Raw genomic sequence first — 24,654 nt, forward strand, 5'->3', positions numbered from 1 at the left:
AAGGTTATTATTTCAGATAGGAGTTTAATGCATGACTCACTTTGGTATTCTTTGCCCCTCAACAGATGGTCATTTGAATCCGATGATTGCTTTAGGACGTGAACTACAAAGACGTGGAAATTGTGTGACGCTCTTGGCAATCGCTGACGTTGAATCAAAAATATTAGCAGCAGGATTAAACTATTGTTATATTGAAAAATATAGATATCCTCAAGACACAAACATACATTCTTTGGCAGAGTTAGGTGAACTGAGCGGGTTTCCGGCTTTTAAATATATTCTCAACTTGATGAAACAGGAAGTGCATCTCTTACTTAGTGAAGCACCAAAAGCTCTTGAAAATGCTGGTGTACAAGCATTGTTAGTAGACCAAACTACAATAGGAGGTGAGACTATTGCAGAATATCTACAAATTCCTTTTATTACTGTTTGCAATGCTTTACCAGTTAATCAAGAAAACACAATTCCCCCTTTTTTCACACCCTGGAGTTATAACACAGCATGGTGGGCGTGTTTACGTAATAAAGCAGCTTACTTGTTAATGAAGCGTCTTACACAACCAATTACACAAGTTTTAGACGAATATCGCCGATCATGGAATCTACCCCTCTACCGTGACACCCCTCAAAAGGATAGCTTTTCACGACTCGCTCAACTAAGCCAATTACCTGCTGAGTTTGAATTTCCAAGAAAGGATTTACCTAAATGCTTTCATTTCACTGGCCCCTATCAAGATATATCAGGGCGAGAACCTATACCTTTTCCTTATGAAAAGTTGACAGAGCAACCGTTAATTTATGCGTCACTTGGAACTTTGCAGAATCGCCAGCATTATATTTTTCGTTATATTGCAGAAGCTTGCGCTGATTTAGACGTTCAGCTAGTAATTTCCCTTGGTGGTTCCAATTGCTCTGAATTACTACAAAAAATGCCTGGATCTTTGCTAGTTGTTAACTATGCACCACAACTGGAATTGCTAAAAAAAGCAACCATTACAATTACTCATGCAGGTTTGAATACAGTTTTAGAATCTTTAAGCAACAGCGTTCCGATGCTGGCTATTCCAATTGCTAATGATCAGTTAGGAATAGCAGCACGTTTGGTATGGACAGGCGTTGGAGAAGTAGTACAACTATCTCAATTAAGTATTCCCCGGCTACGAAATACCATTCAAAAATTAATGACAGAGGATCTGTATAAAAAAAATGCTTCTAAATTACAAATAGCCATTAATCGTGCTGGGGGAGTTATTCGTGCAGCCGATATTGTAGAGCAGGCCGTAAATATGAGAAAGCCTGTCCTCTCTGTAAACAAGGAATAAGCGATTGAATGGCGTACCCAATACGCAATATAGACGTTGCATCTTGCAGTATTAATTAAACTTTTTGGCTGAAGACAAAGCTAGATATTTATTCCCACCTTTATCTCTATGCACGGAACAAAAACCATTTCATTGGTTAGCAACAGCTTAATGAACATAAAAATGCATAAAAGGAAATTATATCTTTTTGTGAATATTACTTTACACTGTTTATTATCTACACAGGCTATTGCAGAAATTGTTCCTGATAATTCGTTACCCTCCAACTCCCAAGTAATAAATCAGGATAATATTCATACTATTAATGGAGGTACGAGAACAGGTAATAATCTGTTTCACAGTTTTGAAAAATTGTCTGTTAAAACTGGAGATACTGCTTATTTCAATAATCCAACTGACATTCAGCATATCTTTAGCCGGGTAACAGGTTCATCCATATCAAATATTGACGGCATACTTAAAGCTAATGGTAATGCTGACCTGTTTTTGATCAATCCGAATGGAATTATTTTTGGGCCTAATGCCTCGCTAAATGTTGGGGGTTCCTTTATTGGCAGCACGGCAGATAGTATTACCTTTGCTGATAAATTTAAGTTTAGTGCCGCAAACGCTCAAATTACACCAATACTGACTATTAGCCTTCCAATTGGTTTACAACTTGGTAAATCTTCTGGCTCAATTATTGTGCAAGGCACAGGACATAATTTTAATAACACCTTGTTGTCTCCAGTTTTAGAAGCTAGTTCTAACTCTAATGGTTTACGTGTGTTTAAAGGAAAGACCCTAGCTTTAATAGGAAGCAATGTTAACCTATTGGGTGGTATTTTAACGGCTCCTGGAGGAACCATTGAACTAGGCAGTGTCGAAACTGGTGAAGTTAACCTTAATTCTACTTCCACTGGCTGGATTTTGGATTATAAGGATGTACAAAACTTTCTGAATATTACATTATCTCAACAAGCGTTAATAGATGCAAGCGGGATTAATGGCGGTTCATCAATACATTTGGTAGGCAAGCAGATTTCATTAACTGATGGTTCAGTGGCATTGATTCAAAATCAAGGAAGTGAAACAGGAGCAACGATAAATATAAATGCCTTTGACTCTTTAGAATTAAGTGGGATTTCTTCTGATAAAAAAAGCATTAGTGGACTTTTTAATGAAACAGTAGCAGGAAATACAGGTAATATTGAAGTTACAGCAAAAAATTTAGTTATTCAAGATGGAGCGGCTATAAGTGCTAAAACTTTCACCCAAGCAGATGGTGGCAATATAATTTTAAATATTTCTGAATCGGCAAAGATACTAGGATTTTCTTCTATTGACCCTACTATTACTAGTGGCATTGGCAATTATACTTTTTCTTCTGGTAAAGGTGGAGAAATAATAATTAATGCAGGACAACTCACAAGTTCCAGTGGAGGAACAATAATATCTGGAACATTTGGAGCAGGTGAAGGAGGAAACTTAACTATTAATGCCGACCAGAGTGTTCAACTAAGTGGGTTTAATCCTTTTGTTCCTCTTGCATCAACCCAGTTAGCCGTTGGAGCTTTCAGTACTGGAAACGCTGGCACATTAACAGTTAATACAACAAAAGTTATTTTACAAAATGGCAGTAATATTAATTCTTATACTTTAGGAAAAGGCAATGCAGGGAGCGTTATAGTGAATGCTTCTGACTCTATAGATATAACACGAGAAGATTCTAATGGATTACTTTATAATCAACCTTTTGGTATATCATCAACAGCAGCTTTTACTTCAAATGAAATACAGGAATTACTAGGATTACCAACAGTTACTGATGGAGATGCTGGTGATATAATAATCAATACCAATCGTTTAAGCCTTAAAGATAATACACTAGTTAATGTAAGTAGCTTTGGAACTAGCAATGCAGGAAATTTAATCATTAATGCTAACAACATTAACTTAGACAATTCCGATATTGCAGCAGCAAGTATATTAGGACAGGGCGGCAACATATTTTTATCCTCCTCCCTATTGCAACTACGTTCTAGTAAAATTTCTACAACTGCTGGTATACAAGGCGGTTCCAGCAACGGCGGCAACATTCGGATTGACACGGACATATTGGCAGCCACGGACAACAGTGCCATCACAGCGAACGCATACCAGGGACGCGGAGGCAACATTCGGATTGATACACAAGGATTGTTCATTTCCTCTGACACGCAAATTACAGCAAGCTCCCAAAAAGGGATCAACGGCACGGTAGATATCAATACTTTGTTTACTAATCCCAACCAAAGCAAAATACAGCCACAAGCGATCGCAGAAGCTCCAAGGATAGCCTCACCATGCCAAGCTTATAACCAAACAGGGAGTAGCTTCGTGAATGCTGGCAGTGAAGGTTTGGCAGGTAAAATAAAAGACTCACTAATTATTAGTAGGTCTACTTGGCAGCGTAATTTTGTTTCACTTAAGGGTAATAATTCTGAGCAACCAAAGCCATCAACAAATGAACAACCCACAGAAATTGTAGAAGCGCAAGGCTGGATAAGGAATGGTGATGGAGATATAGTGTTGGTCGCGCAAGCAGATCCAGAAAGCGCTTACACTTCGGCATCTTTTCCTACATGCCATATACAACCTTCAACGGCACAAGTCTCATCTCAAACAAAAACAAGGAGGAATTGAGATAGACAGCACACACTTAGCAGTTGAGGTGGATGATATGAGCAAGGTATCTTTTATTACAAATTAGATTGCAATAGTAGTCTAAAGCTTTTATTCCCAATCTTTAATCACCACTTGCTATTCCTGCTGGGATGTCTAAATACAAAATTTCATGAGCCCCGATATGAGATCATAATTTGATACTCTGCATAATTTTTCCTTTAACTCATGGATTGATACTGAAGTTTCACCATTAATAGCAATGATTACCCCTCGATATTTGTTCAAATACTTGTTACTAGGGATTCTATCGTTAACCATAGCTGCAAGCCAGCCGTCTGCAATTTGGGCTGAGGTTACAAATAAACAAGCACAACAGCAGCAAGCTGAAGTGTTGAACCAGAGGGGGCAAAAGCAACTGAATATAGGGCAAACAGCAGAAGCCTTACAAACATGGCAGCAAGCTACAAAACTTTATCAACAACTTAAAGATTCTGAAGGTGTGACAGGCAGTTTAATTAATCAAAGCATAGCTTTACAAATATTAGGTTTATACCCTCGTGCTTGTACTACACTTTTAAAAGCTTTAAAACTAGATATTTGGATATGTGACACTTCCTTACAGTCACCTGTTGTCTCTACATTTGAACCGTTAAAAGTAACTATACATCAGGTTAACCCAACATCGGTTAACTTACTTGGATTGCAGAATCTAGCAGAAGTGCTACGTTTGTTAAGTAAGCTAAATGAATCTAAAATAGTTCTGCAAGGGACATTAGCACTAGCTCAACAAAATTCATCAGACCATCTGAGTAATATTTATCTATCCCTCGGTAATGTTGAACAGTCAATTTATCAGCAATTACGAGAGAAATATTCATGGATAGAAGAACCGCTTTTTCGAGAGCAGATTGCTAGTGTTATTCCACAAAAGCTACAGCAATCAGCAGAGTATTACAAATTAGTAGAAAAAATAAAAAATGTTCCCGAAGCATTTAAATTACAAGCTCATTTAAATCATTTAACTCTACTGATAAATTGGAAAAAATGGCTAAATGATGAAAAACCGAATGAAGCCAATGCTCATACTGAAGTAAATCAACATATTCGAGTGTTAATAAATCAAATAGAGTTAAATCACTTTGCATTCTTTCATTTGTCACCTGAGTCATCTATTCAAGCTATGTTGATTTTTGCTAAGAATGTAGGCGAGATTCCAAATGAACAGTTCAAGCCACTAGCTGTTCGATATACTAAATTAGCTCTGCAAATAGCTCAAACTATTAATAGTAACCGATGGCTATCTTACAGTTTTGGTACTTTAGGAAAGCTAGAATCACAAGCAGAACAAAAACAGATATATTTTAAAAAAGCTTTAGGATTAGCTCAATCAATTTGGGCTTGGGATATTGCCTATCAATGGCAGCAGCAGTTAGGACATATCTATCAAAAGCAGGGTCAAACTGATTTAGCGATTAAGAATTATGATGCAGCGATTGCAAATATGACTCAAGTTCGTGATAGCCTTTTGTCAACTAATGGAGACTTACAGTTCTCTTTTCAGGAGGAAATGGAACCGACATATCGCAATTATATGCGATTACTCTTATCCTCTCCTAATCCTGATTTAAGAAAAGTAATACAAATAAACGAAGGGTTACAGATAGCACGGTTAGAAAACTTTCTCAGATGTGGCAAGCTTGACCTTGTTTCTTTGAATCAGCTTCAGAACCTCAATAGCGCCCCAGCAGTAATTCACATAATTGATTTAGGGGATACTATCGAAGTAATTGCTCAGTCAATAAATGGCTCACTTCACAATCATTCTGTTGATTCTAAGCTAGTTCGATTTCATATAGATCATCTTTTAGAAGTATTACAGAGTAAAAAAATTACTAATACCAAAGAGAGCGTTATTAATTATTATTCTCAAGCAATTTATGAAAATCTAATTGCACCAATTAAAACATATATCTCACCATCAGAAACACTAGTATTCACTTTAGATAAATATTTTCAAAGCTTACCACTAGCATTACTATATGATGGAAAAGATTATCTCATAAAGCATTACAGCATTGCAGAAACTTTAGGTTCCAGAATTAGACAACCCAAAGTCTTGCATGAAGACCAGATGATAGCTTTAATCGCTGGGCTATCAAAACGTGGCCCTAGTTCTAAAGATCCAAATGCTCCTGAAGGGATGGATGATTTGCCGCAATCTAAGCAAGAAGTAAAAAATGTAGAAAAACAAACTAAATCTTCAGTAGCTTTATTAGACGATAAGTTTACTCTTCAAAGGTTCAAAAAAGAACTAACTCAAAAGAATTTTTCCATCGTACATATTACTACCCACGGTCAATTCAGTTCTGACCCACTCAAAACGGTACTCGTAGCCTACGATCAGCTAATTAATATTAGAGACTTTGACAGCTTAATTAGAGGTAAAACTCAAAATAGTCAAGATACAATTGAGTTACTTGTTCTCAGCGCCTGCGAAACTGCAAAAGGAAACAAGCAGTCAGCAATGGGCATTGCTGGAATAGCTGCACAGGCAGGAGCGCGTAGTACTGTCGCTACTCTGTGGCGCGTAGATGCCAATTCTACTGCTTTGTTTATGGAAGAATTTTATAAAGGGCTAAACAATGGTTTGACTAAAGCAGAGGCACTACGTCAGGCACAATTGAGTTTACTGTCAAATCCCCAGTATCAAAAACCTTATTATTGGGCACCGTTCTTACTGGTTGGAAGTTGGTTGTAGAAATCTACCATCTTCAATCCATCTTGTGACTTTTGTAACTCCGTTGAATTATTACTAATTTTCGCTAAGTCCGATGCCTTAGTGTATTGGCGCTTCGCTTCGTTTGGCAACCAAACCTCTAAATAGCGATCGCCTAGTACTCTATAAAGAGTCGGATTTTGCCTAACATTTGCCGTTGCCATTTTTAACATCTCAATCGTTTCATCCAAAAGATTTTCTGACACATAAATAGCATCTATATCAAGAGCAGTTTCATCTGGGGATAGTCCTAATTCTTTAATGCGTTTAATCTTAAAAGCAATCTCTTCTTGGTAGTTCACGGGCAAGAGGTTTAGAACTGTTGAGTCATAGCTAAAAGCATTACCATCTTTGTAAGCAAAGATATATATTGTATATGCACTCCCTGGTTGAAATGGCTTTTCATCACTTGGGTAGGCAAGCCGGGTTTGATTTACAACTCTTTGCCAACCAAACTCGTAGCCTTCTATTTTGACTTTATAAGAATTAGCACCCTTAACAGGAGTCCAAGTTATTTCAGGACGAGGATTCAATGTTGAAGTACTGTAAGGAGAAATAATAGTCGGCTCATCGCTGTCTTCTGTGCCTCCTTTGGGATGAAAGCACCCCACAACATCGGTAGGGTGGCAATTAGCATTAATCGATTTAGGTTTTGAACATTTGTCGGAAACAACACCACTAGATAATTTTAAAATCTTCCCTGAGCTATAACAGAAAAAGTCGATAAAACCACCATTTATAACTTCTATCCTTTCTTTTTCACAAATCAAGCTTTTGGCATCAAAGCGTTTTTCACCTCTCCCCATTATTCTCCCAATTGGCTCACAGTGAAGCTGGCTCCTCCTGACTCTTATTAATGGGACAATTGCTCCCAATGGAATATCTTTTAATATCAGAAAAAGGAAGAATAAAAATATCAAGCATATTGTATTTTTTTTCATAAAGTATTCTCTCATCTAAGATTTTTTCTTTTAGCAGAATATCACTTTTCCAATATCCGATCTAGTAACTCCTGCCTCCAAATAAAAATGTCTGAATCTGTATATCTAGCCAGTAAACACACTTCTACAGAAATTCTCGCATCCTCGATTTTACCTAATGCTTCTTGCACTTTAGATAATAAGCAATAAGTATCAATCCTTTGACCATCTAAACTAATTGCTTTTTCTAAATATTTTTCCGCGTTACTTATTTCATTCTTTGCTAAACTTGCCCAACCCAAATTTTTATACAATGCAGCTTGTATTACTGGATCTTTTGTTCTCTGCAAAGCTGATTTAGCTAAAGAAATTGCTGCATTATAGTCACCAGTTTTAATATTCAGCCTAGACAAGTTATTGATAGCTATTATCGCATTATCACTCATTTTTATAGCTATATTATATTCTTGCTTTGCTAACCCATAATCTCCTTGTTCGTCATAATAATGTCCTAAGTTATAATATAATTTCCAATCATTAGGATGAAGCTGAAACAACCTCCGATAAACATTTTTTACACATTCACTATCTGATAACTGCTGGCAGGTTATTCCTAAGAGATTATAGGCATCTATATTTTGGTTATTATATTTGATAGAAAATTCATAATTATTTTTAGCTACTTTAATATCTCCTGTGAGCATAAGTTGAGAAGCCTTATCCAAATAATATTTAGAAATAGCAAGTTTAGCTGAAGGATTAAGTTTGATGGCTGAATCAAAAAAATATTGTGCGCTCTGAGAATCATTTGCTGCCTCAGCCCTCTCTCCTTGAGCTACTAAATAATTAGCTGCTAGAGGTATAGATAAAAAGATACCCAAAATACTTAATAAACCTATTAATGTATATTTGCTAAATTTAAATATTTTAGAATTAGCTAATCTATAATTCTTAATTTGCTGAGGCAGCTTTTCTAATCGCTGCAAAATTACTCGCGTAGTTTGCGGACGCTGTCCTGGCAATTGAGCCATCAATTCATCGATAAAACTAGCAACAGGCTTGTCAATATGCGTTGCTTTATTTCTCCAAATTAAATTTCCTGTCTTATTATCTATTGGTAGCTCCATCAGTTTAAGACCAGTAACTAATTCTACAAAAGTCCGACCCAAAGCGTAAAAATCTGATTGTGGTACTGCTTGACCATTAATTTGTTCCAAGGGAGTATAGTGAGGCGTAACAACAGAAGTAACTTCATATCGCCCTCCTCTACCTTTATTAGTTCCCCCGCTTCCACTTACTTTAGCTAAGTAAGTATTAGTTAATCGTCGCGCAGTCCCAAAATCAATTAATGCTAATTGACCGTTTGGCTGAAGAACTATATTAGAAGGCTTAATGTCTCGATGAAAAAAATCAGAACGGTGTACTGTGTCAAGGATTTCAACTAACTGTCTAAGCCATTTTAATGCTAGAGATTGCGAAATCCGTCCATTAGATTCTATCCATTGCTCCAAATTTTCTCCCTCAAATTTATCCATAACTAAGCAATGTAATGTTAAGCGACTATTCTTAGGGACAAATGTAAAAAAGTCGTCCTCAGTGCTTTTGGGAATATTAGAATGCTGAATTAGTTGCAAAGCCAGGGATTCATGCTCAATCAACTTAACTAAATTAGGGGTATCCCATTTCAGAACTTTCATAACTCGCCGCTTATAACCAAGATTCCATTGAGTACTAACGTCGTTTACCTCAAATACTTCAAAATAATTAAATGGGTTATCAGCAAGCTCTCTCAATGGTTCAACTAGGCGGATACGGTCGTTAATAAGCAGCGAAGTACCACACGATAGACAGTTTTCAATGTCATTAGGATTTTGACGGTTATCGCAGAAAGGATTGATACAATAGCATGACATATTTGGAAAACTTATATAAAGTAGGCAAGAATTGACTCTTGCGTATTAACTAATTCACTAAATATTTCATTGCTAAGTGGCTCACCAACTGGCTTACAGGCATATATTCAGGTTTATTCATGGCTTAGTAACAATATTAAAAATTTGTATGCTACTTCCACAAAAAAAGTAATTACAAGCGGAAAAGCCTAGTAAGATGATGTGTGTTATGACACGCTATTAAAATAACGCTAGCTATGGAATTTGACTTAAAAATATCGATTGGCCTATTGGTACAAGGATAGTTATGGATTTTAATGCTGGACAAAGGCTGAATTTACCACTAAATCCTTCCCTGTCTTCGGCTACCATAACAGGACGGAACTTTACTGAACAGAATTGTTCCAAAATAGTAACTTTTGAAAAAGCCTTGGCTGTGGTAGACGACCTAGTGTTTACCAAGACAGGGAGACGTTTATCTGAAGCTGAGATCACCGTCCTAAAGGGAACATGGAATGATTGTGATTACGAGGAGATAGCAGAAAACTCACCCTATAGCCTTAATTACTTACAACGGCGTTTAGCTCCTCAACTATGGGATGTACTGTCCGCTACCATTGGAAATGGTGAACGGGTTTACAAAAAGAATCTAAGGAATTTTTTAGAAATATTAACCCCAGATAAGTATCATACTCAACCAACATCAAGTGAAAATCAAGTAACCTCTGCCAACAACTCTCTACAAATTATTGGAGGTCGGCCACCTGATATATCTAACTTTTATGGACGAGCGCAGGAACTGGCTGATTTAGAAAAATTAGTAACCAAGCAGCGTTGTATTTCACTAATAGGAGTGCCAGGAATTGGCAAGAGTGCTTTAGCTGCAAAGTTAATAGCAGAACTTAGCCTAAAATCTCAACCTAGCTTTGATTACTTTTTATGGAAATCAGTGTCTCATACACCACTAGTTCAGGATTTAGTTTCTGAATTAGTAGAACAAATCCAAACCGTGGAACCCTCATTATCCTTCCCTGAGTATACTCAGGGAAGGATTACAGTGTTAATTAAGCAGTTGCAATCCCGTCGCTATCTGCTGGTATTGGATGAATTTGACACATTATTTCAGAAAAATAGCCCTGAGCAACGGTTAGAGTATGAAACATTTTTTCGTCGCTTACTGGAAGAGCAGCACCAAAGCTGCTTGCTTTTAACTGGCCGAGTTTTTCCTAATGAATTCGATAGCCTAATAAGGGCTAAACGCTCTATTCAGTATCTCAAAATTAAAGGCTTAGATGCAGATGCTGCAATGCAGCTTTTAGCTACCCAAGGATTAACTAATCCACAAAAGTGTCATGATTTGATTAAAAAATATAGTGGTAATCCATTAGAACTAGAAACAGTAGGTGAACGAATTAATTACTTTTTCGGTGGTAGTACTGAAATATTTTTTGAAAACCAAACTACATTTGTTAGCAGTGAACTTGAAGCGATGCTCGATAAGATGTTCAGTCAAGTGTTAAGTGAAATCCAGAGGCAGATTATGATTTATTTAGCAAATGAAATAGCTTCAAATTCTCAATCCATCAGTTTTGTTAAGCTATTAACTAATATAAATCAAAAGCATAAAGTATCTTTATCAACTTCAGAGTTAGTGAAAGCATTAGAAAAACTTGAACGGCTGTCATTGCTAGAAAGTATTAAACATCCAATTACAAAAGAAATTACTTTTACTCTTCAACCGGTAATTAAAAAGTATATCTTGACAGATCCACAAGGATTAGTGCATACATCTGATGCTTTACCAATCTTAGCAAACGCATCTTAACAGCTTTTATCGTTAGGTAATCATACTCTACACGAAAGTATTAAGAACTTAAGATTACCTACCTATTTAAATATTTTTTAGTAAACATGGAGGATTTAAAAGAAAAAATCAAAATGACATTAGATACTAGACGAAAAGAAGTTGTAATATCAAGTTACTGACTAGATGAAGCGAAAATGGAGGTAAATATACGACAAGACCAAAAATTTAAGGGACAAAACGCTACTAAGGAGTAAGTGTTCTGCCCCAAACTTAAAATCCAATAACTCCAGAGCGGGCTTGCTCTTGAATGAACAAAAGAAGTAGTTATCCTAGTTTGGCGACTTTCTTAACTGCTAATTTGTCCAACAGAGTTGAATACACGCTGCTTCTTGTATTATACGAGAAACCATACAAACACACCAGTTTTGTATGGTAATTTTGGCTATGAAATTCTAAAATCGGCGAGATATTAAGTTTGATTAAGAAAAACCCGAATTTCATAGTTAAAAATCTTTAGCAGCGCAACAGCCTCCTCTGAAGCTTATAAACCAAGTTATCAGGGGAAAATCATGACAAACAGAGAACGCCCCAAAAGCGCAGTAGTAGAGCGCATGGGGTCGAGTGCAGCTTTCGCATGGCAATTTTGTGCTGTGACGAAGGGAAATTTTCGGAATATCCAGGCTAGAGCAAGAGTTTCGCAGCTTGAAAGAGTTTTCTCTAAGGAATTCCGAGGGGAGAACCGATGAATAATACCCCGGATATTACGGGGTCAAGGTTAAAGGGAAAAGGGAAAAGGGATGGGGAAGAGTTAACAAATTCTTCCTCCCCTTCCCCTTTGCCCCTTACCCTTGACCCAGGCACAGCCTCTCCAACTGAATACCCAAACAACCTCACGGCAGCGGAGTACCATGAGTTGTTAGCTGGTAGCGCCATTCATCCGGCGTTGATTAAGCGCAACTTTTTCCATGTAGAGGGAGAATCAGTTTATGATTTCCTATTCATATCTGATAAAATCCCACGTAAGAATGCGGGTCGTGTAACAGATGGATACTTAAAGCTGTATCAGCATTTGCTGTTGGGTGGGACGTGGATTCAATCACTTGACCCATTCAAGAACTGGCAACCAATGGAGTGGGGAAGGATCAAGCCCAACTTTCCTCGTATTGATTGGGAAAAAGGGAAACCCGTCAAATACGAATCACCCCCCAAAACCCCCAACCGCGTTACCTACTTTGATGTCGCTAACCCCATTTGGGACAGAGTTGCAAAGCGTTATTTAATTAAGCGCTATCATTCACTTTTAGCATTGCGCTTACTGGATCAACTTAATCCACTAATATTTTGGGAGTGGGTGAAACAGCATCCAGAGATTCCGATAATATTATGCGAGGGTGAGAAGAAAGCCGCTTGCTTGCTTAGTTTAGGGTTTGTAGCGATCGCACTGCCGGGAATTTGGAATGGTCGCGTGGGCAAACAAGATTTTGATGAACGGTTGCATCCTGACTTAGTACCAATGGCTCAGGCGGGGCGCAAGTTCATTATTTTATTTGACTACGAAACTTCTTCTAAAACCAGGTGGTCGGTGTTTCAAGCCACTGTTCGCACTGCAAAAGCAATCGAATCGGCAGGTTGCTTTTGTGAAGTTGCGCTGTTGCCGGGGCCAGAAAAAGGTGTAGATGATTTCGTGGTAGCCAGGGGTGAAGATGCTAACGCTCTACTGACCGCAATCATCGATGATGCTAAATCACTAAAAGATTACCAACGCTCGTATCGTGCTAAAAAATGGGGGTTAAGCAAGTACAAACCAGATGTCACTATTAATGTCAAGTATCTTTCTGAGGCTTTGTGCATTCCTGAACTTGAAGAAAAATGCAATTTGCCTGAGCTTTATGAGCTTGAAAAGGAACAACTTTTCACGCCATCTATAAAAGGACATCCTCCAAAGAAGGAGTCTACGGATTCTGGCGGAGTTAATTCAGACAAATCGAAGAAATCCCCTACCTTCAATTTCCCAAAATCAGGACTGGTCGTACTCTGGAGCGACATGGGTACAGGGAAAACTGAACTTATGCGCTGGTGGCGTGACCAAAATCCTGATGCCAGATTTCTCAACAATGGACATCGGGTTAACTTGCTGAAAAATCTTGCCGAACGCTTGCGGACGGCGATGTATTCCGACTTGGGTTACACAGGTTTAGCCCAGGCCCAAGCCCTTAGTATTACTATTGACAGCTTGCATAAGTTGAATACTCAGTCTCTCACCTACGGCTGCATATTTATAGATGAAGCTTGCCAATACCTCACCCATTTACTGCACAGTAATACTTGCAAACAGCACCGTGCCGCCATTTTGGAGGTACTGGAATATATAGTATACAATGCACCACTGGTCGTCATCGCTGATGCACACATGGATGATTTAACGGTAAACTTCTTTCTTGCAATGCGACCAAAAGGTGAAGTACCTTACATTATCAAAAACGAGTGGCGAAACGGGGAGCGCACAATTTATTGGTACGAGGGGGATAATTCAAGCGCCCTAGTCGCCCAAATCTCGGCAGCGCTGATGCTTGGTGAGAAAGTCATGGTTGCAAGTGACAGTAAGCGTTTTATCAAAAAACTTGACAAATCCTTTACAATCAACTACGAAGAATCTAACTCCGAAAAATCACATACACAAAAAAAATATCGTATCTGGTCGGTTCACTCTGACAATTCTGGCAGTGATGAGAATGTCGCTTTCATCAAAGATATCACCAACGCCGTCAAAAACTTTGATGCCTTGTTCGCCTCTCCCAGTCTCGGTACTGGTGTCGATATTTCCCAGTATCATTTTGACTTAGTATTTGGTGTCTTTCACGGCGTTTCCCAAACTGCTACTGAATGCGCCCAACAGCTTTACCGTTATCGTCCAAAAGTCCCGTTTCATATTTGGGTGGCAAAGCGTCCTCCCTTTGGTTACAAGGATACAAACGCATCCAAGATTAAAGAGCGCTTGCTTCAAACCAATGAAATGACAGCTTTTCTGTTGCGGATTGACAGAGAAACGGGTAAGCGGGGAGCGGAGAAAGATTGGGCGCTTGAGGCTTACTGCCAAATTATGGCTAACCGCCACTATTCTCTCAATAATCTGCGTGATGACTTGCGATCGCTTCTCACAGAAATGGGCAATACATTTATATATGTGGGCAGTGATGATGATGAGCAATCTCTTGAAAGTCTAAAAGCAGCAGCACAAGCTTTGGATAGTGCCCACAATTCGGCTGTTGCCAAGGCTAACAATATTACTTTGAGCGAGTACCGTGCCCGTCAGAGCAAAGATTACCTTGACCCTAATGAAATTTTTGAATGCGAAAAATTCCGCATTTCTGATTCTTACGGCATCGAAGTAACCGAATCACTCGTAGAAATGGATAAAGGTGGTCGCTTAATTAGAGCGATCGCTGGACTTGAGGCCATTTTAGCCCCACCCGAAGAATCGTTTACTGACCCCAAAACTGGACAAAGTTATCCTACCCCACCAACAATTGTCACCCAAAAAGACCGCACTGAACGTGACAATCTACCTTTGTGCATCGATTGGGGTAATTACTCCGCACGGTGGCTTGCTAGATTTAACCTGGGACTGCATCAAATTCTCTTAAGTTTAGTGAGGGGTGATGAAGTTACCGCCGACGATTCCACCTTACTCAAGATGACGGAGATCGCTATACATTGTGCTGCTCACGTCAAAGCAATTCTTGGGTTTACTATTCCCAGTGACTGTAAACCTATTTGGTTGCTAGCGACTTTACTAGAGCAGCTGGGGCTAAAGTTGACTTTCCGCAAGCAGGGTAAACGGGGTCAACAGGTGAAACTTTTTTCTTTATCTAAAGAGGAATTAGAATTTGCAATGCATGTAATTGCTCATCGCGTGGAAAAGCGTAATCAAAAAGAAAATCGAACCTATTATGCCCCCAAAACCCCTGCTGCGTATAGTGTAAACCCCAATCAGCAGCCCGTATCCACACCCCCCCCTAATGCTATAGGGAACTCCCATTGCCAAGGGGAGGATACTACCAAATTTGAGTCGCCTCCGACCGATCGGATTACGCTACTCCACTGCGTAGAAATACTTCGCTCTGGTATTAAGCAGGGGGTTGACGCGATTAAAGGCATCCTTAAGCGATGGACTGGGGATTTGCGCTGGGAGACAGTACTGGAACTTGAGGCGATCGCGGCAAATGAACTGCGACTTGTCGAGGATCAAGTCCCGGAATTTTATGCCTTGCTGAATGAAGAGGTGTTGCCGATGGAGGGATAAAGCCTACGCTGCGACTGAGCTACGTAACCTAGAGCAATCTGTGCCTCATTTTTATCAGTGGCTCGATGAAGAGGTGTTGCCTATGGAATTGTAAATGGCTTTTTGGGAAAATCCTTATAGCCTTTGTCTGGCATAACTCCTGTCTAGATCGTCTTTACTATATTTTCCGATCTAGAAATCCGTCATCAACTTAGTATTGTTCTCAGCAGTGCTATCGCTTTTGCTACTATCTTTGACCACCGGTGTCAGCATCGACAATGCCGCGATCGCACCCCGAACTTGCGACACTTCTACGTCGAGATACTCTTGCAGTTGCTCCAAATTTCGATGTCCGCTGATTTGCTGAATTACTCTCAGTGGAATTCCTGCATTGCTCATCAACGTCAGTGCAGTTCTGCGGCAGCTGTGAGTACTTGCGCCTTCAATGTCTACTAGTTTGCACCCTCTACGAAAAATTAGTGCTGCATAATCCTCATGCAAATGACCGCGCCCCCAGCGTCCAGGAAAGAGATAATTATCACAAGAAACTTTGGGTTTATACAATTCCAGGTGATGCCGCAGATCATCCAGCACAGGAATTGTACGAGTAGACAGCTTGCCCTTCGTGCTGCCTTTGCGAATGTTCAATTCTGGCCTGACTTGCCTTCTGCTGTCATAAATATCCTGAATTTTTAGGGTGACGCATTCGGAGACACGACAAGCAGTGTACAGCATCACCGCACCAAGTGTTCTATCCCGGACTGTGGTTAACCCCGAAGTAAACAAACGCCCGATTTCTTCCGGCGTTAGGACTTTTGCCTTCCCGTGACGGTCAATTTTCACCTTAGATGCACACTCCGCGATAGTTAATCATTATCGCCGATGCTCCCGTCTCAGGATTTATTTCGGTAAAAAAAAGTGTGGAACTAACTGTACTGCAATTGCAACAAGCCATCGACACGCCACTTGCGATCTGCTTTGCAAGATCCCCGTAGGGGTACAGACTGACTGTACTGGATGCAATTATAGCTTTCTTACTCAGCAATCTAACTAGGTACTCAGCACTGTTTCGATGAGCAAAAATTAGATAAAGCAATCCTGCAAGTGTTTAAGCCTGAGATAATTTTTGATCGCCAATGGTAGCCGTTGGCAGTAGCATCTCTTTACAAAAGCCATCGCTTGAAGAATGCGCTGACACATTTAGCGATGATAGCATCAAGGTAATTTATCATGATGAATTACACGATTTAATAAGCGTGGACAGTCCCAATTTACCTAGATGATATGCGAACATGAGCAACACAGGGCGTAAAAAAAAATTAGCATCTTTCAACTGCGATCAAAGAAAGTGGGAGCAGTTTATCGCCTGTTGCAACTCGAAAGGCACAACAGCAACAGCCACGCTGCTCGAATTTATCGATCTCTACTTAGGCGATTCCCAAGATAAGCTTGATGCAATAGGTGGTAATAATTTAGACAAACGCTTAGATTCTCAGATTAAGGCAAGTGTTGAGAAGTACTTAGTTACGAGTAATAATAGTAACACCAGTCCGACCAACGAAACAATAATAGCTATTTGCGAAAGACTTGATAAGCTGGAGTCAGAGTTTTCAAATGAATCTAATAGCAACCAAGCCACAGTAATTGATAATCTCGCCAATTTAGAACAAAAAATTGAAAAGATGACAGCCCGAAGGCTAGACTGTGCCAAAACGGGAAAATTGTACGCTAAGGAATTAATGCAAACGCTATAACCATTGTGAGGCTTAGGTTTCAGGCATTGCTGAAACTCATTTTTTGTTTTATCCCTCAGTTAACAGTTCAAGAGAAATATTAATTCTCTTAAACTGTAAAGTTGACATTGCTATTACTAGCAAAACGATATTTATTTTTAGCCAAATTTTATGGATGTATCTCTCATAGATGTGGCTCCAAACCCGTCTGAACCGTTGGGGCGGTATATTCAACGTGTCCGTGATTCCAATCGTTTAACGCAGTTGGAATTAAGTATAAAAGCGGGTATACATGTCCAAACCATACGTAAAATTGAATCTGGTGGCACATCTCGACTTAGCCAAAAAGGTAAATCGGGGTTAGCGGCGGCATTGGGCATACCCCAGGAATATCTTGATGCTGTCGTCAAACAAACACCTGTTGAGGCAATAGGTGCGTTGAAATTTTGCCCGAAGTGTTGGACACCTGGCACAACACTTGACCCAATGTGGACTTCGTTACGGTCAAAATATTGCTTCGCTTGCGGTACAACTTTACGCGACCGATGTGGAAGTTGCCATGAACCAATCATGTCGCTCAAATTTAAATTCTGCCCTTATTGTGGAGAATCCTATAAGCAGACGTAAAAATTATATGTTTAACAGCAAAATATTTTAATACTTTATAGGATCGATTTCAGGCATTCACAAAAATTAAATTAGATGGTCTAAAACTTGGCTACCCGCGAATTATTATCTATCTTCTACCCCAAGACCAATGGCAGATTCTGTGCAATAACAATGAAATACCAGTGGCAATTACAACGGATTTTACGACTTATATTGAACAGCGTCAAGAATTGTTGTTTGAACAATTCGATAAAGTTTCTGACTTACTAGCAACAGATAAACTACCTGGTGTTGTCATTGAAAATGAAAAATTAGTAATCAGTCCCGTTATTAGTAATATGCCTGACGGCGCTACTCAGTTTAGCGACCAAATTTATAATTTATTACCGCGAATTAAGCTGACAGAATTACTTATTGAAGTTGATTCTTGGACTGGTTTTACTAAACACTTTACCCATCTACAAACGGGAGAATTGGCTTCAGATAAAATTATTTTGCTCAGTACTATTTTAGCTGACGCGATTAATTTAGGTTTGGTGAAAATGGCTGAGGCATTACCCTCACCCGATTTAACTTTCGAGCGATTAGCGTGGGTTGATGATTGGTATATACGTGATGAAACATACTCAAAGGCTCTAGCAGAGATAATTAATTTTCATACCAAAATTCCATTTTCTGCCTATTGGGGTGATGGGAAAACTTCTTCAAGCGATGGTCAGCGATTTAAGGCAGCTGGTCCTAAAAGCTTTAATGAGGAGATTAACGCTAAATATGGAACTGATAGAAGCGTGACATTTTACACGCACATTTCCGACCAGTATGGACCATTCCACACTAACGTGATTTATGCAACCGATAGGGATGCAACTCATGTTCTTGATGGTTTGATGTATCATGAAACTGACTTAAAAATAGAAGAACATTTTACTGATACTAACGGTTTTACTGACCATGTTTTTGGTATATGTCATCTACTGGGGTTTCGTTTTTGTCCCCGGATGCGTGATTTAGCTTCTAAAAAGTTACACTTTTTTGATGGTGTTAATCAGAATTCCCCTTTGTCACCGTTTTTGGGTGAGAAAATTAATGTCAAATTAATTGCTGCTTGCTGGGATGACATTCTCCGACTAGCTACTTCCGTTTCAATTGGAACAGTTACAGCTTCCTTGATCATGCGTAAGCTAGCGTCATATCCTCGCCAAAATAAATTAGCGATCGCTCTGCGCGAAGTAGGAAGAATTGAAAGGACATTGTTCACTCTTTATTGGTTGCAAAGCCCTCAGTTGCGACGTAAAGCTACGAGTGAACTTAATAAAGGGGAATTGAAAAACTCGTTGTCGAGAGCAGTTTTCTTCCACCGTTTGGGAGAAGTGCGCGATCGTTCGTTTGAAGATCAATCAATACGTGCAAGCGGTTTGAATTTGGCTGTAGCGGCGATTGTGCTTTGGAATACGGTGTATTTGGAGAATGCGGTTAATTTATTGAAGTCGGAGGGTGTAATTATCCCAGAGGAATACTTACAACATTTATCACCAATGGGTTGGGAACATATCAATTTGACTGGTGATTATATTTGGAATCTTAAGTCAGCAAGTAGCATTGATAATTTGCGTCCTTTGAGAAGGAGAAAATCAAACTTTAAATTAAGCTGAAATCGTTGTCTGGCAAGGAGTTGAGGAGTTGAACTAATTCCTTAGCGTACAATTTTCCCGTTTTGGCACAGTCTAGCCCCGAATGACACAGTTGGCTGAGGCGATCATTAAAATTCAAGACTATCTCAACAAGCAACAAAAGCGGGGCCAAAAATCGTACTACAACAATTCATCCTATTCTGGGCAAAGTCCGCGAATGCAACCGTTAACTGAAGAAGGTTTGGCCAAGAGGCTTGGTGTAAGTGAGGAAACTGTACGCAAGGAGCGAATTAATCTTCCCCCACCGCTTTTTGTAGCATGGTGTAAGAATAAGGATAGAGCAGGGTTGGGATGGGAATTTAACCAAAATACGGGATTCTATCAGCCAGCAAGTTAGTATTTTGATTAATTTCAACTTATCGCGGCGAATGTGCGCTCTGCTGTTGCCAATTTTCATTTTTTAAAATGTGATTATTTCACAACCTGACAGCAATTCGTCATAAACGGTTAGTTGTTGTGTTTTTAAGTGGTTTGGCAATGAATCGTCATCAAAAGTCAAAGTAACAATATGAGTATTTTTGAGACTAAGAGATGATTTGCTGATATCGGTTATTGCCGCACTCATACCGCTTCGAGTGCCGATCAGATATTTCACCGATTGCCCGATCTTTAACTCTGCTGCTGGAATAGCCATAAATGTTAAAAGTGTAAGTTAAGCAGTAGTCTGGTTGGATGCGATGGCTCAAGCGCCCACGCGATGGCGTAACCGCCCACTGTAGGTGATCGCTGTTCGTAAGTTGGACAGTGTGACTTGAAAAAGATTTTGGACAGGTTTGGAAGAAGAAATTGGACAAGTTGCAAGCTGAAATACCTATAACTTCGTTAAGGCATTAAGCAAGCGATGCCTTCTCTACGAGACGCTATGCGAACGGCGGCAAGCTACGCTCTTTTGGAAAAAGAAAATGGACAGAATAACAGAAATGGAAGAAGAAAATGGACACAAATCCGCTTGAATACGGCTCAATACCAACTTATTGCCTAACTTGTAGGATTTTTCACAAGCTTTGCGATCGCTTGCCGCAGTAAGTATCGCTATTACCAAAACCTTTATCTTGCATACAGGCATAGAGTTTGAGCAATTTAGTTTTCCTTTATGCTATTTTTTTGACGTTCTTGGAAGGTAAACTTGGACATCCATTTTTGGAAGGTAAAGGTGGACAACATGTCCAAAATCTTCTTCAAGTCACAGACAGTGAGTTGACCTGCGCTTTGTTTGCCTGTATTGACACAATGCATTCATCTGACTAAGCAACAAGAGTGATTCCCACAAATGCAAATATATAACAAGCGAACAAAAAACCCCAACCTCAGCAAAAGGTTTGGGGAATAAATTTTTTAATATAGTTACATCTTCATCATGGCACAACTTCATATTCTTTCAACTACTGTTCAGGCAGAGGTGGATTGGTGAACAAACTACCTCGCAAAAGCAAAAAAGCCACCATCTCTGCATCCAACGACGGCACACCACTAGATAACCAAGACTTTGAAGAAAACCCAGCTACAGCCACAATTACCGTGACATCTGTCGAAGTGCGGGAGTTGACTGAGGATGAACAAAGCGATCGCTTACATCTGGAACGACAAGTAGAAAAAGCATTTTACCTTGCAGGGAAGGCGTTGGTGGAATTACGAGACAGAAAGCTTTATCGTAGCACGCACAAAACCTTTGAGGACTACTGTCGAGAGCGTTTTGGTTTTGAGCGTCGTTATCCGTACAGGTTAATGGAAAGTACGGTAGTCGTAGATAATCTCATGAAAATGTGTCCTAATAGGACACAAAATGATTCAGGAGCGGACATATCTACCCCAGACTCTAGTGAAGGACAAGTTTTACCAATCAACGAATATCAGCTACGACCTTTGATTCCGTTAGAGCCGGAAGTTCAAATAGAAGCGTGGAAGCAGGCAGTGGAGCAGGCGGGTGGTAAAGTCCCAAGTGGTAGAATTGTCAAAGATGTTGTGCAACGCATTATTGAGAGAACGAAAATACCAAACACCTACCAAATTGGCGAAGTGTGCCAAATCGTTGCTCTTGACAACCCGGAACTCAGGGGTAAGGGTGGGTGTTGGGGCATCGTTAGTCATGTCGGCGAATTCAGCTGTACTGTAAGAACTTGGGATGGCGAGTACACGGTGTCTTTACAACACCTGAAGCCCTTCAACTACTTACCTGCTGAGTGTGAGCAGATGCGACAGGTTTGCGATCGCATTGAGCGAATATATTCCGACTTGCTGGAGGAGACAGTCAAAAATCTGTTGCAGTCGTTGGGGAAACTGAATCGACCTTATCTAACGGCTGTGGAAGAGAAGCTGTTGGGTTTGATTGAGCGTGAATATGGTGTTACAGACTGAAGTACTATGCTCAACGCCCTACGGCATCAAAGGTTTGGGCAGGCATGTAGACCTACCAGGTATAAAATCCGAGTTTGTTAGGTACTCTATAAAATCTTCCTGTGCGATGCCCTCGTGACAGTTCATTCTGTGCCTTAACTTTTACCTGTTTAAAATCAGCCGCATCAAGTTTTCCATAAATTCCATTGATAATTTCATCAATATGGAAAGGCTTGGGAGCATTCTCTTCTAAAAAAGCAGATAGTGCATCAATTAAAAACTGACCCTGAAATTCTTCAAGCATCGCTATGTCTTTGGGTTGTGCTGGTAAAACTTGTTTATGATTTCTGCCCTTTGCTGTGGTAGATGAATTTTTCATCTGATTTTTGGGTACTTAGTTAAAGAGAGAGTATAGTATCCGGGTTTTCCAGGGACGGTGAACCATTTATTGCTTTCCAAGCCATGAGTAAGGGATGATTTAACTCTGCCTTTGATGACCTTGAAGGCATCTGGCTGTAACTCCCCATAGAGCATTTCGACAATAAAATCGATGTGAACAATGGTGCCAATATGTTCTGCCAATACCTGTTCAATAGCTTCCGGGCGAGACAGGGATTGGAAAATAGGCAGCATGGCCGTCTCGGTTCCAGAGAGCGCTTGCTGTTGAGTTGATGTTTCTATCGGTGGCTTTAGGAGGAATGGACTATCTGTAGCTGCATCAGATTCTTCACCTGACCAAGCTTGTATAAGTGTGAATATATTTTGTTGAGTAGAGTCAAGCAATTGTGTTGCGACTGTTGATGTATCCTGTGAATCGTCTAATAAAGGATGGGTAATAGGTTCAACATCGTCATTAACAGATTCCTCACTTAAGAATAAGAAGAAGTTTTTTCCTTTTTCAGAGGTAAATTCTTCATTATCATTATCTACCTCCTCAGTCAAAGACCAGTTAGATAATAGAGCTTCTACATGAGTCAGATTTGCTTTGGCTAGGGTATATAATTTTCCGTACTCTTCTACAAGAGGTGCGTAGTAATCTCGCAATGCTAATAATGACTCGATTGCTTTTTGGGGAGGTGATAAAGGAAAGGGGCTATTCATCAAGTTTGGAATTAACTATACCTTGCGACACTCGTATAGTTATAAAACGACATCGAGTGAATTGGAAAAGAATTGACAGTTTTACACCTACTGTAAAGTATTTGAGCCAGGAATACGGTGTAGAATTACCTGCACGGAATGGCACGCTTGCTCTTTGCAAACCCCTAATATTACTGGATGAAAGGGTATAGGGTTGCAGGTATTGGGGTGTAGGGAATGAAGAAGATGTTGAATTGACGCAACTAAAATTCAATTTTCTTAAACACATGAAGCTGCAACCCTACCCCCAACAAGATAGCCCAGACGAGGTTTCACGTTTTCTTCGTGCCATTCGGACTTGACCCCAATATTAGTTAAACTGAAAGAGAGTTCCTAATTAGCTTTCTTCCACTCATCAAATGATTGACAAGCTTTCCCTGTAGGAATTAGTCCATTGGAGGATACACCAAAATTTGTAAGAGTTGCATTTTCTATTTGTGCATTTGCGACAGCATCTCGCAATATATTCTCTTTTTCCTGTTTTGGCACGATTTCTATTTTCGCATCTTTAGGTTGAGGATTACTGCCTTTCTTTAGTGGAAATTCTTTGACAACATATAATTGCTCTTGTTTAGCAGTACCTGATGCAAGACATCCCCTAGATTTGACAAAAAGAGTTGAGTCCGATGAAATATCAGCAAAGAAGCTAGGCTTAGTGATAAACTTTATTTCTCCAGCAGGGCCCCATACATAAATGGGTGTTTGGAAACCTTGAGTAGGAATATCTTTAGTTTCATCACACCCCAAATTTATTTTTCTATTTAAATCTACGCCAGCATTCCCACAAACTTTCCAAGTTACTTTGTATAAATCAGGCGTACTCTCGACAAACTGTTTGAACTTTTGCTCTCGCTCTGCTTCTACTGCTTTTTGAGCAGAAGCAGCTTTTTGTTCTGGTGATTGGCATGAAGACACTCCCAAACTTAACAGTAAAGCAAGTACATAAATCCGGTTTTTGTTAAGATTAAATATCATAAAATCACACCTAATTTGCACAATTTTTTGTGAATATTTTAACAGATGAATAAGTTTGAAAGTCAATTTATTAAATATATTTATTTTATCTATAGATAAATATGGCAAATATTAAATACAAAGAATAGTTGAGACTTAAATATTAATATTAATTGCAATTTTCTGATAATATAGCGTTGATTTTAAGTAAAATTGCTCACTCAGACAATGCGGTTGAAGAAGAATTCAGCTATTCTGAATGGGCTAAACGCCCCGCTACCGCTAACAGGAGTCAGAATCAAGACGCTCGCGGACTCGCTTTCCGCTTCGCTTACAGTCGGGGATTCAGACCGGCGCAGGTCTTGTTGACCACCAAATCTACGATTTGGTGGGGGTTTTAAATCCTATTATTCAGACGCTCCTGCGTCGCTAACGCTGCGCTATCCGCTTTTTCGGTCATAAAACATTGCTGAATTCTGACTCCTGACTCCTGAATTCTGTTGGATAAATTAAGAGAGAATGGCATATTGTAGTCAAAAAGCAAGAGGT

General features: G+C 39.5%; 17 protein-coding genes. 10 read left to right on the plus strand and 7 right to left on the minus strand.

Annotated elements, in window-relative coordinates; all coding sequences use genetic code 11:
* Positions 1 to 31: 31 nt before the first annotated feature.
* The 3 genes from ACFG4S_RS01145 to ACFG4S_RS01155 all read left to right on the plus strand — a co-directional run bounded on the left by ACFG4S_RS01145 (position 32) and on the right by ACFG4S_RS01155 (position 6,725).
* On the plus strand, positions 32 to 1,321 hold the full coding sequence (locus ACFG4S_RS01145; protein ID WP_392530003.1) for a glycosyltransferase: 1,290 nt from the start codon (positions 32 to 34) through the stop codon (positions 1,319 to 1,321).
* A 189-nt stretch (positions 1,322 to 1,510) separates the two neighbouring features.
* Positions 1,511 to 3,985, plus strand: a complete 2,475-nt coding sequence (locus tag ACFG4S_RS01150; protein ID WP_392530004.1) for a filamentous hemagglutinin N-terminal domain-containing protein — start codon at positions 1,511 to 1,513, stop codon at positions 3,983 to 3,985.
* 241 nt (positions 3,986 to 4,226) lie between these two features.
* Positions 4,227 to 6,725 carry a CHAT domain-containing protein gene (locus ACFG4S_RS01155; protein WP_392530005.1) on the plus strand — a complete coding sequence of 833 codons (2,499 nt, stop codon included), beginning with the start codon at positions 4,227 to 4,229 and terminating at the stop codon, positions 6,723 to 6,725.
* Here the strand turns inward: ACFG4S_RS01155 and ACFG4S_RS01160 are convergent.
* Together ACFG4S_RS01160 and ACFG4S_RS01165 are read right to left on the minus strand one after the other, a co-directional pair.
* A complete protein-coding gene (locus ACFG4S_RS01160; RefSeq protein ID WP_392530006.1) occupies positions 6,686 to 7,684 on the minus strand; it encodes a hypothetical protein in 999 nt (332 codons plus the stop codon). The two genes, ACFG4S_RS01155 and ACFG4S_RS01160, sit on opposite strands and share 40 nt — an antisense overlap.
* Before the next feature lie 41 nt (positions 7,685 to 7,725).
* Positions 7,726 to 9,576 carry a tetratricopeptide repeat protein gene (locus ACFG4S_RS01165; RefSeq protein ID WP_392530007.1) on the minus strand — a complete coding sequence of 617 codons (1,851 nt, stop codon included), beginning with the start codon at positions 9,574 to 9,576 and terminating at the stop codon, positions 7,726 to 7,728.
* A gap of 286 nt (positions 9,577 to 9,862) precedes the next feature.
* On the opposite strand from ACFG4S_RS01165, the gene ACFG4S_RS01170 reads away from it, so the two are divergent.
* Together ACFG4S_RS01170 and ACFG4S_RS01175 are read left to right on the plus strand one after the other, a co-directional pair.
* Positions 9,863 to 11,380 (plus strand): NB-ARC domain-containing protein, encoded by a 1,518-nt coding sequence (locus ACFG4S_RS01170; RefSeq protein ID WP_392530008.1) that lies wholly within the window; start codon positions 9,863 to 9,865, stop codon positions 11,378 to 11,380.
* Positions 11,381 to 12,104: 724 nt separating this feature from the next.
* Positions 12,105 to 15,665: a plasmid replication protein, CyRepA1 family gene (locus ACFG4S_RS01175; RefSeq protein ID WP_392530009.1), complete on the plus strand. Its 3,561-nt coding sequence runs from the start codon at positions 12,105 to 12,107 to the stop codon at positions 15,663 to 15,665.
* A gap of 171 nt (positions 15,666 to 15,836) precedes the next feature.
* Here the strand turns inward: ACFG4S_RS01175 and ACFG4S_RS01180 are convergent, their stop codons facing one another.
* On the minus strand, positions 15,837 to 16,487 hold the full coding sequence (locus ACFG4S_RS01180; protein WP_392530010.1) for a tyrosine-type recombinase/integrase: 651 nt from the start codon (positions 16,485 to 16,487) through the stop codon (positions 15,837 to 15,839).
* 449 nt (positions 16,488 to 16,936) lie between these two features.
* Here ACFG4S_RS01180 and ACFG4S_RS01185 point away from each other — a divergent pair, with 449 nt between their 5' ends.
* The 4 genes from ACFG4S_RS01185 to ACFG4S_RS01200 all read left to right on the plus strand — a co-directional run bounded on the left by ACFG4S_RS01185 (position 16,937) and on the right by ACFG4S_RS01200 (position 20,014).
* A complete protein-coding gene (locus tag ACFG4S_RS01185; RefSeq protein ID WP_392530011.1) occupies positions 16,937 to 17,398 on the plus strand; it encodes a hypothetical protein in 462 nt (153 codons plus the stop codon).
* A 150-nt stretch (positions 17,399 to 17,548) separates the two neighbouring features.
* Positions 17,549 to 18,004 (plus strand): zinc ribbon domain-containing protein, encoded by a 456-nt coding sequence (locus tag ACFG4S_RS01190; protein WP_392530012.1) that lies wholly within the window; start codon positions 17,549 to 17,551, stop codon positions 18,002 to 18,004.
* Between the two features lie 164 nt (positions 18,005 to 18,168).
* Positions 18,169 to 19,638, plus strand: a complete 1,470-nt coding sequence (locus ACFG4S_RS01195; RefSeq protein ID WP_392530013.1) for a Tn3 family transposase — start codon at positions 18,169 to 18,171, stop codon at positions 19,636 to 19,638.
* An 82-nt stretch (positions 19,639 to 19,720) separates the two neighbouring features.
* A complete protein-coding gene (locus ACFG4S_RS01200; RefSeq protein ID WP_392530014.1) occupies positions 19,721 to 20,014 on the plus strand; it encodes a hypothetical protein in 294 nt (97 codons plus the stop codon).
* A gap of 63 nt (positions 20,015 to 20,077) precedes the next feature.
* On the opposite strand, the gene ACFG4S_RS01205 is transcribed toward ACFG4S_RS01200, so the two are convergent.
* On the minus strand, positions 20,078 to 20,311 hold the full coding sequence (locus ACFG4S_RS01205) for a hypothetical protein (protein WP_229485642.1): 234 nt from the start codon (positions 20,309 to 20,311) through the stop codon (positions 20,078 to 20,080).
* Positions 20,312 to 21,084: 773 nt separating this feature from the next.
* Here ACFG4S_RS01205 and ACFG4S_RS01210 point away from each other — a divergent pair.
* Entirely contained in the window at positions 21,085 to 22,032 is a 948-nt protein-coding gene (locus ACFG4S_RS01210; RefSeq protein ID WP_392530015.1) for a hypothetical protein, read from the plus strand.
* Between the two features lie 52 nt (positions 22,033 to 22,084).
* On the opposite strand, the gene ACFG4S_RS01215 is transcribed toward ACFG4S_RS01210, so the two are convergent.
* From ACFG4S_RS01215 to ACFG4S_RS01225, 3 genes are all read right to left on the minus strand, one after another.
* Positions 22,085 to 22,390, minus strand: coding sequence for a hypothetical protein (locus ACFG4S_RS01215; RefSeq protein WP_392530016.1), 306 nt, complete (start codon positions 22,388 to 22,390; stop codon positions 22,085 to 22,087).
* Positions 22,387 to 23,112: a hypothetical protein gene (locus ACFG4S_RS01220; protein WP_392530017.1), complete on the minus strand. Its 726-nt coding sequence runs from the start codon at positions 23,110 to 23,112 to the stop codon at positions 22,387 to 22,389. Before ACFG4S_RS01220 ends, ACFG4S_RS01215 begins: the two co-directional genes overlap by 4 nt.
* Before the next feature lie 372 nt (positions 23,113 to 23,484).
* Positions 23,485 to 24,234, minus strand: coding sequence for a hypothetical protein (locus tag ACFG4S_RS01225; RefSeq protein WP_392530018.1), 750 nt, complete (start codon positions 24,232 to 24,234; stop codon positions 23,485 to 23,487).
* Between the last annotated feature and the right edge of the window lie 420 nt (positions 24,235 to 24,654).

It is taken from the genome of Nostoc sp. C117 (assembly GCF_043099735.1).
In the GTDB taxonomy this organism is placed as follows: domain Bacteria; phylum Cyanobacteriota; class Cyanobacteriia; order Cyanobacteriales; family Nostocaceae; genus Nostoc.

Coding starts and splice junctions, on each gene's coding strand:
- ACFG4S_RS01185 (WP_392530011.1), top strand. CDS start 16,937: ATGAGCAACACAGGGCGTAAAAAAAAATTAGCATCTTTCAACTGCGAT.
- ACFG4S_RS01190 (WP_392530012.1), top strand. CDS start 17,549: ATGGATGTATCTCTCATAGATGTGGCTCCAAACCCGTCTGAACCGTTG.
- ACFG4S_RS01175 (WP_392530009.1), top strand. CDS start 12,105: ATGAATAATACCCCGGATATTACGGGGTCAAGGTTAAAGGGAAAAGGG.
- ACFG4S_RS01155 (WP_392530005.1), top strand. CDS start 4,227: ATGATTACCCCTCGATATTTGTTCAAATACTTGTTACTAGGGATTCTA.
- ACFG4S_RS01145 (WP_392530003.1), top strand. CDS start 32: ATGACTCACTTTGGTATTCTTTGCCCCTCAACAGATGGTCATTTGAAT.
- ACFG4S_RS01200 (WP_392530014.1), top strand. CDS start 19,721: ATGACACAGTTGGCTGAGGCGATCATTAAAATTCAAGACTATCTCAAC.
- ACFG4S_RS01160 (WP_392530006.1), bottom strand. CDS start 7,684: ATGAAAAAAAATACAATATGCTTGATATTTTTATTCTTCCTTTTTCTG.
- ACFG4S_RS01205 (WP_229485642.1), bottom strand. CDS start 20,311: ATGGCTATTCCAGCAGCAGAGTTAAAGATCGGGCAATCGGTGAAATAT.
- ACFG4S_RS01165 (WP_392530007.1), bottom strand. CDS start 9,576: ATGTCATGCTATTGTATCAATCCTTTCTGCGATAACCGTCAAAATCCT.
- ACFG4S_RS01215 (WP_392530016.1), bottom strand. CDS start 22,390: ATGAAAAATTCATCTACCACAGCAAAGGGCAGAAATCATAAACAAGTT.
- ACFG4S_RS01220 (WP_392530017.1), bottom strand. CDS start 23,112: ATGAATAGCCCCTTTCCTTTATCACCTCCCCAAAAAGCAATCGAGTCA.
- ACFG4S_RS01170 (WP_392530008.1), top strand. CDS start 9,863: ATGGATTTTAATGCTGGACAAAGGCTGAATTTACCACTAAATCCTTCC.